The sequence below is a fragment of the Gilvibacter sp. genome (genome assembly GCF_965601605.1).
Taxonomy (GTDB): Bacteria; Bacteroidota; Bacteroidia; order Flavobacteriales; family Flavobacteriaceae; genus Gilvibacter.
This window is the reverse complement of sequence record NZ_CBFCWJ010000032.1, coordinates 43,848-59,214: the sequence shown is the minus strand read 5'-3', so window position 1 is coordinate 59,214 and position 15,367 is coordinate 43,848. Positions and strand designations below refer to the sequence as shown.

Genomic DNA, 15,367 nt, shown 5'->3' with positions numbered 1-15,367 from the left:
ATTCTGCTTTTTTAATGCGGGAGATTTTCCCTGATTAAGCCGTAAACAAAGGTGCCCAACAAACCACTTGCAATGACCACGAGCATGCTTAGATAACCACTGCCCAATAGCGTAAACATAGGACCAGGACAAGCTCCGGCCAAGGCCCAACCCAATCCAAAGAGTATTCCACCTAAAAGGTAGCTGTAGCGTCTGTTTTCTTTAGGGTTGATTTGAATTTGAGCTCCGTTAAATCCTTTGAGTTTTTTACGTTTGATGAGCTGAACTACGAGGACTCCCAGTCCGACTGCCGTACCGATGATCCCATACATATGGAAAGAATCAAACTGAAACATCTCGTAAATCCTAAACCAAGATGCAGCTTCTGATTTGAACAAAGTAATGCCTAATAGAACTCCGACAGCTAAAAAGTAGATCGTGCGCATGTTAAAAAAGAATTGGAAAGATTAAATGAACCATGACAAGGCCGCCAATAAAGAAACCCATTACAGCCAGTAGCGAAGGCAATTGCAAATTACTCAGGCCAGAAATGGCATGGCCAGAGGTACATCCACCGGCATAGCGCGCCCCAAATCCAACGAGGAATCCGCCTATGATCAATAAGGCTAGAGATTTTGGTTCTGTTAGAGCCTCGGTTCCAAAGAGGAATTCTGGTAAGTAGGCCTCGCCTGCATCAGCGGCTCCAATTTGTCGGAGTCTTTCTGCAGAGGATTCGTTGATCGAAACAGTAGATTCATCACTCAAAAAATTCGCTCCAATGAATCCGCCCAAAATAGTTCCAACCATCACCCAGAGGTTCCAGCGTTGTGCCTTCCAGTCAAATTTGAAAAAAGAAGCTCTTTTATTCGCGCCGCATAGTGTACACAGCGTTCTGAAGTTTCCCGAAACCCCAAAACTCTTATTTCCCCACAACAGCAGGGCCATGACCCCGGTGATCAAAATACCCGAAATATACCAGGGCCATGGTTCCATCAATATGTTCATACCTGTAGGATTTCTGCCAAAATTAGCAGCCCATTACGGGAACTACGGTAACTTGAGTTACACTTAAAGAAAAAAGCCCGGAGTCTAAACCCCGGGCGTGCAACAACTAAAAAAAACTACAAGAGCGTGGTTGGGCAGACATAGTCTGTGCAAGGCACAGTGGTCTCCTTAATAGCTGCAAAACCACCTTGTACATCGGTAATATTTTCCCAGCCTCTTTGTTTGAGCATAGAAGCCGCGATCATGCTTCTGTAACCTCCGGCGCAATGCAAAACCAGCGGTTTGTCTTTGGGGAAGCTCGCCAAATGCTGGTTCAATTCATTGAGTGGAATGTTAGTGGCTTCCAAAACATGTTGGGAGTTGAACTCACTTCTTTTGCGTACATCAAAGAGTTCAATGCCGTTAGTGATCATCATGTTTTCAAAAGTCTTGGCATTGATTCGTCCAATAGTATCGACTTCTCTTCCTGAGTTTTTCCAGTATTGGAAGCCGCCGAGTAGATATCCAATAACCCCATCATAACCAACACGAGACAGTCGCGTAATAGCTTCTCTTTCTTTGCCTGGTTCTGTAATCAGTAGAATCTCTTGTTTTACACTAGGAATCAGTTCTCCCACCCATTGTGCAAAGTTTCCGTTGAGACCAATGTTGATGCTGTTGGGAATAAAGCCTTTGGCAAATTCCTCTGGATTTCGAACATCCAACATCAAGGCACCCGTCTCATTGGCGGCAGCTTCAAAAGCTTCAGGCCCTAGTGGTCTATCGGCGCGTTGCATAACGTTTTCCAAGGAATCATATCCTTTGAGATTCATGAGTACATTCTGCGGAAAGTATCCCGGTGGCGTAGTAAGACCTGTAAGCAATTCATCAATAAATTCCTCTTTGGTCATGTCTGCTCTTAGGGCGTAGTTTACTTTTTTCTGATTCCCCAAAGTATCCGTAGTTTCTTTGCTCATCATTTTACCGCAAGCGGATCCGGCTCCGTGATTCGGATACACGATCAAATGATCGGGCAGTGTCATGATTTTATTGCGGAGGGAATCAAACAGCAAGGCTGCTAGTTTTTCTTCTGTAAGGTCTGCAACTACATGCTGGGCCAGATCAGGTCGGCCTACATCTCCGATAAACAAAGTGTCTCCGGTGATGATGCCATGCATCTCCCCATTTTGATCTATCAAGAGGTAAGTAGTACTCTCTAAAGTGTGACCCGGGGTGTGAATTACGCGAACGGTATAGCGTCCTACCTTAAATTCTTGGCCGTCTTTTGCTAGTATTGCTTTATATCCCGGAAGTGCTAACGGACCAAATACTATCTCAGCACCTGTTTGCTTTTGAAGGTCCAAATGCCCGCTCACAAAGTCTGCATGGAAATGTGTTTCAAAGACGTATTTGATCTGTGCCTTATCTTTTTTAGCCCGATTTATATAAGGACCAACTTCTCGTAAAGGATCAAAGATAGCGGCCTCGCCTTGGTCTTCTAAATAATAGGCAGCATGGGCCAAGCATCCGGTATATATCTGTTCTATTCGCATCGTTTTGAACGTTTTAAGAGTTTGATAGTTCAAAATTAGGGCGGCGAATCGAGCTAAAAAGTGACCAATGTTACCTTAGCTCATTTATTTTTAGAAAAAGTGATGAAATTGAAGGAAAACGAGTCGCTCTAAGCAGAAATTTCCATGAAAATGATGTAGAATGCCATTCCCAGTACAAACCAACCGAAGGCTTTTTTGAGTTTTTTGCCGTCGATGAACCCTCCGATCCAAATCCCCAAAAAGATTCCAATCACAGACACCGCAGTAAAGGATAGCAGAAAGCCCCAATCGATGTCCAAATTCTCAACATCGCCAATAAAACCTATTAAAGATTTAATTGCGATGATCAAGAGGGAAGTGGCTACCGCTTTTTTCATAGGGAGCTTAGCCAGCAATACCAAAGCGGGAATGATGAGAAATCCGCCACCAGCTCCGACCAATCCGGTTAAAACACCCACGGCCAATCCTTCAATGATAATAAGCGGATAGTTGTATTGGACCTGCTCATTTTCATCAGGGTCGCCTTTCTTAGAACGAATCATTGAAAACGAAGCCAAAAGCATGATCACGGCAAAGAAGATCATAATGGCAATGTCCTTAGTAACCACAAATTCGCCAATAGTAGTTAACGTATCAGGAATTGCAGGGATGATGTATTTGCGCGTTGCATAAACCGCGATAAACGCAGGAACAGCAAAGACAATGGCGGTTCTAAAGTCCACCAGGCCTTTTTGCATATTTCTAAAAGCTCCCACCAAGGCAGAGACTCCAACAACGAATAGCGAGTAAGCCGTTGCTAGTATGGGGTTGTAGCCTAGAAGATAAACCATAACTGGTACGGTGAGGATGGATCCGCCGCCACCTACCAGGCCTAAAACCAAACCAACCACTAAGGCTGCCATATACCCTAAAATCTCCACGAGTTCCATCTTTGATTAACAGGGCAAAATTAGATCGGCGAGTGCCGAGATTTGGTAACTAAAGTCACACATCAGCTTCAATTAAAGTGATGTGACTTCTGTGCAGGCTGATACGGCCTTCGTTTTCAAGCTTTTTTAGAATTCTGGAGATCACTACACGAGAAGTGTGCAGTTCTTGCGCTAATTCTTTGTGGGTATTGTAAACTTCTTTGTTCTGAACGATCTGGGCTTTCTCTTGCAGAAGCTTCATCACCCGATCTTCTAGATTCATAAAGGCGATGGAGTCTATGGCGTCCAGCATTTCCATCATTCGGTCGTGATAACTATCCATGACAAATCCCCGCCAACTTTTGTATTTCCCTAACCAACTTTCCATGTGTTGGACGGGGATTAATATCAATTGGGTGTCTGTTTCCGTAACCGCTCGGATCTCACTTTTTGTAGCGCCCATGCAACAGCTCAAGGTCATGGCACAGGTGTCGCCTTTCTCCAAAAAGTACAGCAAGAGTTCGTCTCCCTGCTGATCTTCTCGCATGATCTTAATAGCACCTTGGAGCAGAAGCGGCATGGATTTCACGTATTGACCAAAATCCATCAAGATCGTATCGGCAGGAATGTCTTTATAGATTCCAACTGCTGCGATCTCTGCGAGGAGTTCGCGCTCAAACTGCCCGCCGTATAAATCAATGAGTAATTCTTCCATTTTTGCTAGCACTAAGGTACATTCTTATGCGGATTTAAATCCTATCGGGGTGGTGGGTTAATGCGCAATCATTGCGCCTGAGGATTATTAGGAGTATTTTTGTAGCTTAACCATTCAAACAAAACAACTTACACCATGACCAAATTGAAAAACCTAATTGTGCTGCCCATTTTGGCCTTGCTTATTTCTGGATGTTCTTCTACTAAGGTATTGGAAAGCTGGAAGGCTACAGACGCTGGAGATGTCAAATCGAAGAATTTTTTAGTGATCGCTCGTACAGATAATCCAACCGTCCGCAAAGCATTTGAAGATGCCATGCTCAGAGAGTTGCGCAACAACAAAATGAAAGGTATGGTGAGTTATGACTTTATGGAAGATCTCAAGCCCAACAAACAACTCAGTGAAGCTGAAATAGAGGCGGCTAAGCAGATGATCCGTGATAAAGGTTTTGAAGCTGTGGTGATAACAGTATTAAAGGACAAAAAACAAACGGTGAATATTACCAAAGAAGGTGGGTACTATTCGGGAGCGACGTATTCCAGTTCCATAGATCCTTATCTATATACCTTCTACAATTATTACAATCACCCGAATTCTGCGCCAACAGTTCGTTATTCTGGGAACTATGTGGAGCCGAGTATCAATGAAGAGCGCTCCATAACTTATGTAGTGGAAACTCTTGTTTTTGATCTTGAAAAGCCGGCTAAGCAACAATTAATTGGGCAGGTGACCTCTAGTTTACAAGACCCGGACAGCGCTGCTGACGTGGCCAACGGTTATGCGCGCAGCGTGGCTAGGGCTTTGAGGGAGTAGCTTTTTAGACCGTTTGTCGGGCTTGTGTCTAAAACAGACTTCTACATTAGAATATCATTTTTCGCTTCAACGCTAGGGGGTAAGTCAGTCTCCCCTAACATTTCTCTTAGATCGATCTCAATGACTCGGCACAAGGATAACATCGGGATATCATTGGCCATACCCTGAAAAGGATTTTCAGAATAGTCGCCAACTAGCTCCATCATTACGTAGACCCAACCAATTAATGCAGTCACGGGTATAGACAACCAGAAAACGCCGGTGCTAATTTTCATCAGTTCGGGCATCATACTAAAAGGAAGCATGAAGATGAAAATCCAAACAAAAATGCGACTCATATTTGCATATTGACGGGGCAAAGGGAACTTCTTTATCCGTTCATTTTTTCCTTGAAGGGTGTAGAAGCTTTTTAAAATATTGGCCATTTCCATATGCCTGAAGTCTTCAATGAGGTCTTGCTCACGCAATTTTTGAAGATCTCTCGATTGTTCGTTGATGATTTGAGTGGCTGTATTGACATTGGCTACCAAACGGTCGTGTTCTTCAGGAGGTAGAAAATGTTTGAGTTCGGTTCTGGTGTACTCATCATCCACAAGACCCACTCCAAATTTGCGTTGATAGTATCGAGCTCTTTTGGCTACAGGACCTTTTTGACTAATATGTTCCCAAGAGGTAGGAACAAGCAGTTGGCTTCGGTGGGCGTATAACCAAGCGATATGTCTGTATATTAAACGCTGTTTAATGGCTTTGATCTCAGTATCAGGTCGTTTTTTATCAGCAAACAAATTAGAAACGAATCCATCCACATACATCCCCCAAGTACGACTATCATTGACAATTCCACCCCAAATCTTGCGAGCCTCCCACATACGGTCATAAGATTGGTTGTTCTTAAAACCTACGTAAAAAGCTACAGCGGTACCAATAACGGAAATAGGTAGCCAGGGAATGGTAAATTCAAGAAGCTTATAGTGGTAGAGCAGGGCAATTCCTCCTGTAAAAACAAGGAGTCCTACCATTTGAATCCATGTCCAGGCGATAATCTTTGCTAGACTGACTGATTTTGCGGTTTGCATCTTGTGCTGAAAATTTGTGAGTGACTATGATTTAAACTTAGTGAAAATTAACAAACAAGTCGCTTGTGTTGTACAAAACTCGCTTTAGGTCAATTCGAGAGGAAGATCTTTTTAGGTGCTCCCTTTACTGCGTTCAGGGCGGGCTACTTACGGACATCGAGTGATTTTCATGAAATGAAAATTGTATCGAGGTGACATTTTAATTTGAAGAGTTGTTTTTTAGGCGCTCCCTTCACTGCGTTCAGGTCGGGCTATCCGCTATATCTTTCTGCGAGGCAGAAAGGATGCCGCTGCTATCCCTAGCGCGGTTATTACTCCAGGATTCAATCGCTTCGCGATTGTTCCTTCGTTCCCACTACTGCAAATACAAAACTCCACCGCCTTCGGCTGTGTTGTTTTTTTTACACCTTTCTGCTTTAACGAAGTACCAGGATTGTTTTGCTTCGCAAAACTTCCTTTGGTAGCCAAAGTTGCAAATACAAAACTCCACCGCCTTCGGCGTTGAGTTTTTTTATACTCTTCCGCTTACGCAAGCGAGCTTGCGACGCGTGCGAGCATAAAAAAACCCACTCTTCTCAGAGTGGGTTTTACGCTTGTTGTGGTACCTCCAGGAATCGAACCAGGGACACACGGATTTTCAGTCCGTTGCTCTACCAACTGAGCTAAGGTACCATCGCTAAAAGCGGAGGCAAATATAATCCTTATTTGGATTGTACAAAACATAAAGTTAAAAAATTTGACGTTTTTGGGCTGAGGTTTTTAGCAATGGATTAACAGTTGGTTCTGTATCAGAATTGTACATTTACCGCTTTAGTCCTCACAATGAATCTTATTGTAGACATAGGAAATACGCGAACTAAATTTGCTGTGTTCCAAGATGGAGCCCTGCAAGAGTTGAAATTCGCAGACCAAGGAACAGAGAGCAAGGTTCTGGATGAGCTGTTGGAAAACTATCCGCAGCTGGAAAAAGCCATACTTTCTGCCACGGGACATATTCCGGATCCGCTTTACAATAAACTCAATCAATCCTTAGCGCTTATTCCGCTGAGTCACCATTTACTTTTGCCTTTTCAAAACAAATACGCAACTCCAGAGACCTTGGGCTTGGATCGTATTGCGCTTATGGCTGCTGCCGTGAAGCATTTTCCGGGGCAAAATGTGTTGGTGATTGATACGGGTACTTGTGTGACCTTTGATATACTTGAGGCCGATGGTAGTTACCACGGCGGGGCAATAGCTCCTGGACTGCGCATGCGCTATGAGGCCATGCATCACTTTACGGCCAAGCTTCCGCTTTTGGAGCCCAAGGCCCTAGAGACTTACCAAGGCAGCTCTACAGCTGATGCGATGCACGCGGGTGCATTTCGGGGTCTTGTTCATGAATTGAACGGGGCGATAGACGAGACTAAAGCCCGCTTTGACGATTTAACAGTGATTTTAACAGGAGGAGATGCTCAAATCTTGCGAGATCACTTAAAAAATGGCATATTTGCCAACTCAAATTTTTTGTTGGAAGGCCTAGACTTCCTTCTCGAATTGAATGCTTTACATGATTAGATGCTTCCTAATAGCAGTTTGTTTGCTGCTTAGCTTTAGTGCTGTTTCTCAAAACAACACTGCTTCTCCTTATTCATTTGGTGGAATTGGTTTGATCAAGTTCCGCGGAACTGTTGATCTGGAATCTATGGGGGGCATGAGTGTGTTTTCTGATAGCATTCACACCAACGTAATGAATCCAGCGACCTATGCTAACCTGCGCTACACCAACTATTCTGTAGGTGGGCAGTTTAACAGTACCAACCTGGAAGAGAACGGAAATAAAGAACAAACACAGATCACCTCATTAGATTATGTGATCATTGGCGTACCTATGGGGAAATTTGGAGCGAGCTTTGGCTTGTATCCGTACAGTGCCGTAGGATACGATCTGGAAAACACGACAGACACCCAGCTCAATAGATTTACCGGAACCGGTGGATTGACTAAGGTTTACCTCGGTATCGGTTACAATGTCTTTGAAGGTTTGAACGTGGGTGTAGAGGCTCAGTATAATTTTGGAAACATTAGAAACCAAGGTCTGTTCAACGATACCAGTATTCAGTTTGGAACCCAAGAGGTGAACCGATCGGATATCTCTGGTTTGAACTTTGTGCTCGGTGCACATTATACCAAGGCAATTAATGAGAAGCTAGAATTACAAGCCAGTTTAACCTATACACCAAGTAGCGACCTAACCGTTTCTAATTTTAGAGAGATCGCAACAGTACTCGTAACTGAGGCCGGAGGAATTGGAGGCGCAGAGATCACGGAAGTGAGCGTTCAAGATTCCGAAATTCAATTCCCAAGCCGTATAAGTTTTGGTGCCGGTGTTGGAGAAAAGAACAAATGGTTTGTGGGTGGTGAATACATCAGCCAAGGAACCGGAGTACTCAACAACAGAAGTTTTGACCTACCAAACATCACCTACCAAGATGCAAATAAGATTCGTCTGGGAGGATTTTACGTTCCTAAATACAATTCATTGACAAGCTATTGGAGCCGAGTGACCTACCGCGCTGGTGTTCGTTTTGAGGACACGGGTATTGTTGTGGCTGGAGAAGGCATAAATGAGTTTGGCATGTCTTTTGGATTAGGATTCCCAGTTGGACGACGCATTTCGAATATAAACCTCGGAGTAGAGCTTGGAAGACGCGGTACTACCGACTTCCAATTGGTTCAGGAAAATTTCGTAAATGTGTTTATTAGCTTATCTTTGAACGATAAGTGGTTCATTAAGAGAAAATATGATTAACCAGAGAAATAAAAGAGCGATGAAAACAAGACTAACAGTAGCGTTGGTAGCGTTACTTACTATGAGTAGCTTGAGCGTAAATGCACAGCTAAGTGCTGAGGATTGCGCCACTACTGGATCTGTATTTTATGAAAGCGCAAAAGTAGGGAACTACGATGCCGCTTACGAGCCTTTTATGCAATTGCGTAAGGACTGTCCAAAATGGAGTTTGGCCCTTTACCAATTGGGTGAGAAGCTATTGAAGGATAGAATTAAAAAAGGAGTTAATAAGGCTGCAGATGTTGCTGACCTTATGAAGTTGTATGAAGAGCGTATGACGCATTTCCCATCTAAGACCAAGAAAGGTGACGTTATGGGAGATATCGCTCAATTGAAGTACGACAATAAAATGGGAACGACTATGGAGCAGTTCAAAGCCTTTGATATGGCAGAGAAGACTGACTCTAAAAACTTCACCAGTCCAAAGCAATTGTACATCTATTTCAACTTGGCTACGGAGCTAGTTGATAAGAATGAAATGCCTTTGGAAGACTACTTTGAACTTTACGATCTATTGATCTCTAAGATTGAAGGTAAGGAAAGTGATATGGCTAAGATCATCTCCACTTTAGGAGAGAAGGAAGAAGCCGGTACCATTACTTCTAAAGAAGCTAAGAAATTAAAAGCTGCTAGCAAGAACTCAGAGAGCTACGGAAAGATCAAAGGATCTATCAACACTTTGTTGGGTCAGCGTGCAGATTGTGAGAACCTGGTTCCACTATATGAAAAGCAATTTGAAGAGCGCAAAGGAGATATCAAATGGGTACGCGTTGCTGCGGGTCGTTTGAGTGCTAAAGATTGTAACGATGGAGATATCTTCTTCCGATTGGTACAACAGCTGCACAACTTGGAGCCTTCTGCTAAGTCTGCATTCTACTTAGGTAAATTGGCAGAGAAGGATGGAAACAGTGCTCAGGCATTAGAATACTACAACCAGTCTGCTGAGTTGGAAACCAACCCAAGCGACCAGGCTAAAGTATACTACCAGATCGCTGAGAACTTCCGTAAGAAAGGAAGTTTCGGTAAAGCGAGATCTTATTATAACAAAGCCCTTGAGGTGAAGCCTTCTATGGGAATCTGTTACCTGCGTATCGCAAAGATGTACGCAGACAGTGCTAACAACTGTGGTACTGATGTATTCTCTAAGCGTGCTGTATACTGGAAAGCTGCTGATATGGCCCGTAAGGCCGGCCGTGTAGACGGATCATTAGCTGGAACAGCAAATGCTACTGCATCTTCTTACCAAGGACGTGCACCGAGCAAGCAAGATATTTTCACCAGCGGACGTGCGGGAGAGACCATCTCTTTTGGATGTTGGATGGGAGGATCAGTGAAAGTTCCTAGTCTATAAGGATGTCATTGACAAATAAAAATTTAAGAGGCGTGATCGCAGTGTTTGCTGTGATCGCGCTTTTTTCATGTCAGGAAGACTTCGACAAGGTCAGAAACATCAATCTGGCCAGTGAAGATCCTGTGGGTATTGGTGAGAATGCCAATGCCATCCACACCGATTCTGGAAAAGTGGTGGCCAATCTTTTGGCGCCTAAATTGCTGGACTACAGCAATCGAAAATTCTCCTACTCAGAATTTCCAGATGGAGTGACCGTCTACTTTTATGAAGACGATAAAAAGAGTACGATTACCGCGGATTACGCCATCCGTTATGATCAGACCGGTTTGGTAGATATGCGCGGCAATGTCGTGCTACTCACCTCAGACAGTACACAATTATTGGCAGATCAGGTTTACTGGGACCAGAATGACAACTGGATCTTCTCCGATCAACCCTACCGCATTAAATTCAACGACGGTTCCTACAATGACGGAAGCAGTTTTGATTCTAATAAAGATTTCACGACCTTTCTGTCACGTAAGAACACTGGCGTACAACTCATAGAAAACGAAAATCCTCCAGAAGACGATGGGATCTAAAATCTTTCAACTTTTTGAATACGTGTATTTGGCCATGGCTGCCTTTTCAATTTACCTGGTAATTATCAACTGGGAGGTAGATAGAGGCCGCGCGTATCTATTTGGAATGTTTGCTGTTGTCGCGGTGTTTATGTTCTTCTTCAGACGCAAGTTCAGGCGTAAGATGGAAGACCACAAGCGCAACCAATAATGGAGATCACACTGCTCATTATTCTTGTTTCGATCTTGCTATCTGCATTCTTCTCAGGAATGGAGATCGCCTATATTTCATCGAACAAAATTCACATTGAGATAGAAAAGAAGCAGAACGACTTTATGGCCGGGCTGCTCAAACGCATCACCAAAAGACCTTCTAAATTCATCGCGACCATGCTGGTGGGCAACAATATTGCCTTGGTGGTCTACGGATTTTATATGGGTGACCTGTTGGTGGAACTGGTCCCAATTGAAGGGCCGGGGAAACTGCTTTTACACACGCTGATCTCTACCATCGTGATTTTGATCACTGCGGAGTTTTTACCCAAAGTGTTCTTCCAAGTTTACGCCAATACCTTTGTAAAACTCTTCGCGCTACCTGCCTATATTTTCTACTTACTCTTCTCGGTTATTTCTGAATTTGTGATCTGGATCTCAGATTTAGTGCTGAAGTACGTTTTTAGAACGGAGGGCGATGCGGTTCAGATGAGTTTTTCCAAAACAGAACTGGGCAATTATATTTCCGAGCAGATGGAGATCGTCAATGAAGATGACGACATCGACACGGAAATACAGATCTTTCAAAATGCCCTGGAATTCTCGGAAGTAAAATCCAGAGAAGTCATGGTGCCGCGTACAGAAATTGAAGCGGTAGACATCTCGACTTCTACTGATGATCTTACAGAAACCTTTGTCAATACAGGCTATTCTAAGCTATTGATCTATAAAGAGAACATTGACAATATTGTAGGTTATGTGCACTCTTTTGATCTCTTTAAAAAGCCGCAGAATATCAAAAAAGTGTTGATGCCTGTTGTCTTTGTGCCAGAGACCATGTTGGTCAAAGACGTTTTGAACATTCTGACTAAAAAGCGCAAGAGTATCGCTGTGGTTTTAGATGAATACGGAGGTACTTCTGGAATGATGACTGTTGAGGATATCGTAGAAGAACTCTTTGGCGAGATCCAAGACGAGCACGATAGTGACGATTTACACGAGGAGATCTTGGCGGAAGATCACTACAAATTCTCGGCGCGCTTAGAGGTTGATTATATCAACGAAACCCATAAGATCGGCCTTCCGGAACACGACGATTATGAAACCCTAGGTGGTATGATCGTTTACTACACAGAAGGGATTCCACAGCAGGGAGACAGCCTGCGCATCGAGCAATTTCAAGTAGACATCTTGGAGGTGTCTAACACCAAAATTGAACTGGTTGAAATAAAACTCCTTGAGGAAGACTGATTTTTGGTTAAAAAGCCATGAATTTTAGGTAATCAGGCTTTTATTAATCCATCAAAAACAGTACTTTCGCACCCTATAAATTTTCGAGTAAAATGGCAATTTTAAATAGTATTCGTAAACGAGGTATCTTTTTGATCATCATCATCGCTATGGCCTTGTTTGCATTTGTGATCTCTGGTATCATTGATAACGGTGGCCTTAAAGGCGGAACAGTTAGCAATAGTGTAGCCACTGTGAACGGCACAGACATTGACCGTGTGGCATTCAATAACTTGGTTGAAGCTCAATCTAGACAATACGGTGGAGCGGCTAGTCAGTCACAGGTTCGCAACATTGTTTGGGAACAGCAAGTTCGCAAAGCGATCATTGAAGGGAAGTTAGAAGAACTTGGATTCTCTGCAGAATCAAACTTCACTAGAAATGCCCTTACCAATGCATTCCAAAATCAGCAAGAATTCTTCAACGAAGCTGGAGTTTTTGATTATGCTAAATTGGAAGAATACATCAGATTCCAACAAGAAAATGACGTTACCTATGCAAACTGGTTGGCTCAAGAGAATCAAATTGTTTCTCAAGCCATGGAGCAAGCTTATTTGAACATGATTCAAGGATCTGCTTCTCCTTCTACCATTGATGGTAAGTGGGAATATCACCTAGAAAATGACAAAGTAGACATTCAATTCGTACAGGTGCCTTACAGCAGCATTCCAGACGATCAAGCTGTAATCACTGATGCGGAGATCGAAGCGTATATGCGTGATCACCAAGATCGCTTTACTGTAGATCCACGTGTAGATATCCAATATGTGTTGTTTGCAGGAAATGCTTCGGCTGCTGATGAATTGGCTACTACAGAAGAAGTAAACCAATTGGTTAACGATACCATCAACGGTTTGGCCATTACCGAAGATGTTGAAGCTTTAGTAAACGCAAACTCTGAAGTTCCTTACCAAGACCGCTTCTTATTTAAGAACCAGGTTCCATCAACGATTGTTGATTCTATCTTCGCGAGAGAGGCTGGATCTGTTTACGGTCCTTATAAGGAACGTGGAAATGTAATGGCTACGCGTATTGTTGAAAGACGTACACTTCCAGATTCTGTAAAATCTCGTCACATTTTGATTCCAATCGGAAGCAACCCTACAGACAATGTAGTACGTGATGAGGCGCAAGCGCGCACAACGGCAGATAGCCTTTTGACTATCTTGAAGTCTGATCTTTCTCGCTTTGAAGAATTTGTTACTGCTTACAGCTCCGATGTGAACTCTATTCCAAACGGCGGATTGTACGACTGGTATCCATACAACAGAATGACGCCGGTATACCGTGACTTTACTTTTGAAGAAGAAGTTGGATCACTAGACGTTGTTCAATCAGACTACGGATTCCACATCATTGAGGTGTTGGATCAGAAAAACCCACAAGAAGTAGTAAAGCTTGCAACTATTGCTAAGCCATTACGCGCTTCACAAGAAACTATTAACAACCTATTCTCTGACGCGACTAATTTTGAATTGGCTGCGCGCAAGGGAGACTTTGCAGCTGTTGCTCAAGAAAGCGTTTATGGAGTTCGTCCAGTAAATGCTGTTGGACAGTTGGATGAGAATATCACAGGTCTTGGTCCTCAGCGTACTTTAGTGAACTGGGCCTTTAATGAAGAGACGGCAGTAGGAGATATCAAGCGTTTTGACGTTGGTGATGGATTCGCTGTTGTACAGTTGGTTCGCAGAAACCTAGAGGAAGCCTTAATGAGTAATGCAGAAGGATCTGCAATTGTAACCCCTATCCTTCGCGCTCAGAAAAAAGCGAAACTTATTCGCGAGCAGTTGAGTGGATCTACCCTAGAGGAGATCGCACAGAGCCAGTCTCAGACAGTTCAGTCTGCTCAGGCAATCAACAGAAAATCTCCAACCATTGCAGGTGGAGGAACAGAGCCTAAAGTTGTAGGTGCTGCTTTTGGATTGAAGCCAGGAGAAGTTTCAGGACCTATTGACGGAAAAACAGGAGTGTTCGTGGTGCGATTAACAGCAAAGAACGTTGCTCCTGACCTAGAAGATTACAGTGCATTTGTAGCTCGTGCTCGTCAGACACAAGGTACTCAAGCTGCTTTGAACGCGTACAACGCGCTTAAGAAAGCCGCTGACATTGAAGATAACCGCGCGACTTTTTATTAAGTCGAATACTTTTAAGATGGAAGACCCTGAGGCTTTAGCTTCGGGGTTTTTTTATGAGCATATCCCAAAAGGGGATTACGGTTTTGAATTCTTTGGATTTGAAGTACTGCGGACTGTTTTCAGTGCCGCTGACCAAAACAAAATCTCCACCCCAAGCGCCTAAACTTTTAATGACGCCATCTTGATAATCTGGGAAGAGCGTGGTCTGAATCCGTGGCTGATCGATCACTTGGGCAATGATGGATTCATGCTCATCCATAAGGCGGTCAAAATCGCTCTTAGCACTTGTTTGTGCCAGTTCATGACTAAGCTTGTCAAGAGTCTTAAAAACGGCAGAATCAGGCTTATTTTGGCTTCTGTAGCGTTGGATACCCAACTTGCTGTCCATCTTTTGATTGAGATGAACAAAAAAGAGCTGATCCGCAAACGGCCAATCCAATTCAACAGGCTGGATTGTCCTGCTGTTGTCAGCGTTTTTTCTGTAGTAGATAGGGCCATCGCTAAATGCGCAGGCAATGTCATAACCACTACCGCCAAAACCGCGATCCAAAAGTTCAAAAGGATCAACTTCTGCCCATTGGGCCAGGTTGTTGATCAGGGTAGAAGAACTGCCTAAGCCCCAATCTCTGGGAAATTCTAAATGCGTTGATACCTCTTTACCAACTAGTGCTTCCTTAAAATCAGGATTTAGATCAACGCAGCTGTTTAGTAGTTTTCTCAGCTGCTCTTGGATAGGATCTTCCAAAGCTTGGTCCAAGCGATCCAAGTCAAATTCCGCAGCAAACCAAAGATCTCCATTTTGGGTAAAGCTTTGCCACTTTAGGTTAGTTCCAGAGTTTGCCTTAATAGTTAACGTCTGCCCATAACGACTCGGAACTGCCAGAGCCATAGCGCCATCCAGCACCATATATTCTCCGGTTAAAAGTAATTTGCCGTTACTGTGAAAAGACGCTTGCATGT

Annotated in this window: 15 protein-coding genes and 1 tRNA gene; 8 read left to right on the top strand and 8 right to left on the bottom strand. The window is 43.5% G+C overall.

Annotated features, from left to right (window positions below):
- Positions 1-11: 11 nt before the first annotated feature.
- From ACSLP7_RS08700 to ACSLP7_RS08680, 5 genes are all read right to left on the bottom strand, one after another.
- Positions 12-425, bottom strand: coding sequence for a DUF6691 family protein (locus ACSLP7_RS08700; protein WP_435578928.1), 414 nt, complete (start codon positions 423-425; stop codon positions 12-14).
- 1 nt (position 426) lies between these two features.
- Positions 427-984, bottom strand: a complete 558-nt coding sequence (locus ACSLP7_RS08695; protein WP_435578927.1) for a YeeE/YedE family protein — start codon at positions 982-984, stop codon at positions 427-429.
- Positions 985-1,100: 116 nt separating this feature from the next.
- Positions 1,101-2,516: an MBL fold metallo-hydrolase gene (locus tag ACSLP7_RS08690; protein WP_435578926.1), complete on the bottom strand. Its 1,416-nt coding sequence runs from the start codon at positions 2,514-2,516 to the stop codon at positions 1,101-1,103.
- Positions 2,517-2,644: 128 nt separating this feature from the next.
- Positions 2,645-3,445, bottom strand: coding sequence for a sulfite exporter TauE/SafE family protein (locus ACSLP7_RS08685; RefSeq protein ID WP_435578925.1), 801 nt, complete (start codon positions 3,443-3,445; stop codon positions 2,645-2,647).
- Positions 3,446-3,500: 55 nt separating this feature from the next.
- The gene (locus ACSLP7_RS08680; RefSeq protein ID WP_435578924.1) at positions 3,501-4,139 is read right to left on the bottom strand and encodes a Crp/Fnr family transcriptional regulator; all 639 of its coding nucleotides are present in this window, start codon (positions 4,137-4,139) and stop codon (positions 3,501-3,503) included.
- 135 nt (positions 4,140-4,274) lie between these two features.
- On the opposite strand from ACSLP7_RS08680, the gene ACSLP7_RS08675 reads away from it, so the two are divergent.
- The gene (locus ACSLP7_RS08675) at positions 4,275-4,952 is read left to right on the top strand and encodes a hypothetical protein (protein ID WP_435578923.1); all 678 of its coding nucleotides are present in this window, start codon (positions 4,275-4,277) and stop codon (positions 4,950-4,952) included.
- Positions 4,953-4,993: 41 nt separating this feature from the next.
- On the opposite strand, the gene ACSLP7_RS08670 is transcribed toward ACSLP7_RS08675, so the two are convergent.
- The gene (locus ACSLP7_RS08670; RefSeq protein WP_435578922.1) at positions 4,994-6,028 is read right to left on the bottom strand and encodes a bestrophin family protein; all 1,035 of its coding nucleotides are present in this window, start codon (positions 6,026-6,028) and stop codon (positions 4,994-4,996) included.
- A gap of 599 nt (positions 6,029-6,627) precedes the next feature.
- Positions 6,628-6,700 (bottom strand) — tRNA-Phe (locus ACSLP7_RS08665).
- A gap of 150 nt (positions 6,701-6,850) precedes the next feature.
- Here ACSLP7_RS08665 and ACSLP7_RS08660 point away from each other — a divergent pair.
- From ACSLP7_RS08660 to ACSLP7_RS08630, 7 genes are all read left to right on the top strand, one after another.
- Positions 6,851-7,585: a type III pantothenate kinase gene (locus ACSLP7_RS08660; RefSeq protein ID WP_435578921.1), complete on the top strand. Its 735-nt coding sequence runs from the start codon at positions 6,851-6,853 to the stop codon at positions 7,583-7,585.
- A complete protein-coding gene (locus ACSLP7_RS08655; RefSeq protein ID WP_435578920.1) occupies positions 7,578-8,819 on the top strand; it encodes a hypothetical protein in 1,242 nt (413 codons plus the stop codon). Before ACSLP7_RS08660 ends, ACSLP7_RS08655 begins: the two co-directional genes overlap by 8 nt.
- Before the next feature lie 19 nt (positions 8,820-8,838).
- Positions 8,839-10,209 (top strand): hypothetical protein, encoded by a 1,371-nt coding sequence (locus tag ACSLP7_RS08650; protein ID WP_435578919.1) that lies wholly within the window; start codon positions 8,839-8,841, stop codon positions 10,207-10,209.
- Positions 10,210-10,241: 32 nt separating this feature from the next.
- The gene (lptC, locus tag ACSLP7_RS08645) at positions 10,242-10,790 is read left to right on the top strand and encodes an LPS export ABC transporter periplasmic protein LptC (RefSeq protein WP_435578918.1); all 549 of its coding nucleotides are present in this window, start codon (positions 10,242-10,244) and stop codon (positions 10,788-10,790) included.
- Complete coding sequence (locus ACSLP7_RS08640; RefSeq protein WP_435578917.1) at positions 10,780-10,980, top strand: hypothetical protein; 201 nt, start codon at positions 10,780-10,782, stop codon at positions 10,978-10,980. The genes lptC and ACSLP7_RS08640 overlap by 11 nt, the downstream gene beginning before the upstream one ends.
- Entirely contained in the window at positions 10,980-12,233 is a 1,254-nt protein-coding gene (locus ACSLP7_RS08635; RefSeq protein ID WP_435578916.1) for a hemolysin family protein, read from the top strand. Before ACSLP7_RS08640 ends, ACSLP7_RS08635 begins: the two co-directional genes overlap by 1 nt.
- Before the next feature lie 92 nt (positions 12,234-12,325).
- Complete coding sequence (locus ACSLP7_RS08630) at positions 12,326-14,407, top strand: peptidylprolyl isomerase (RefSeq protein WP_435578915.1); 2,082 nt, start codon at positions 12,326-12,328, stop codon at positions 14,405-14,407.
- Positions 14,408-14,441: 34 nt separating this feature from the next.
- On the opposite strand, the gene ACSLP7_RS08625 is transcribed toward ACSLP7_RS08630, so the two are convergent.
- Positions 14,442-15,365 carry a GYDIA family GHMP kinase gene (locus tag ACSLP7_RS08625; RefSeq protein WP_435578914.1) on the bottom strand — a complete coding sequence of 308 codons (924 nt, stop codon included), beginning with the start codon at positions 15,363-15,365 and terminating at the stop codon, positions 14,442-14,444.
- Positions 15,366-15,367: the final 2 nt, after the last annotated feature.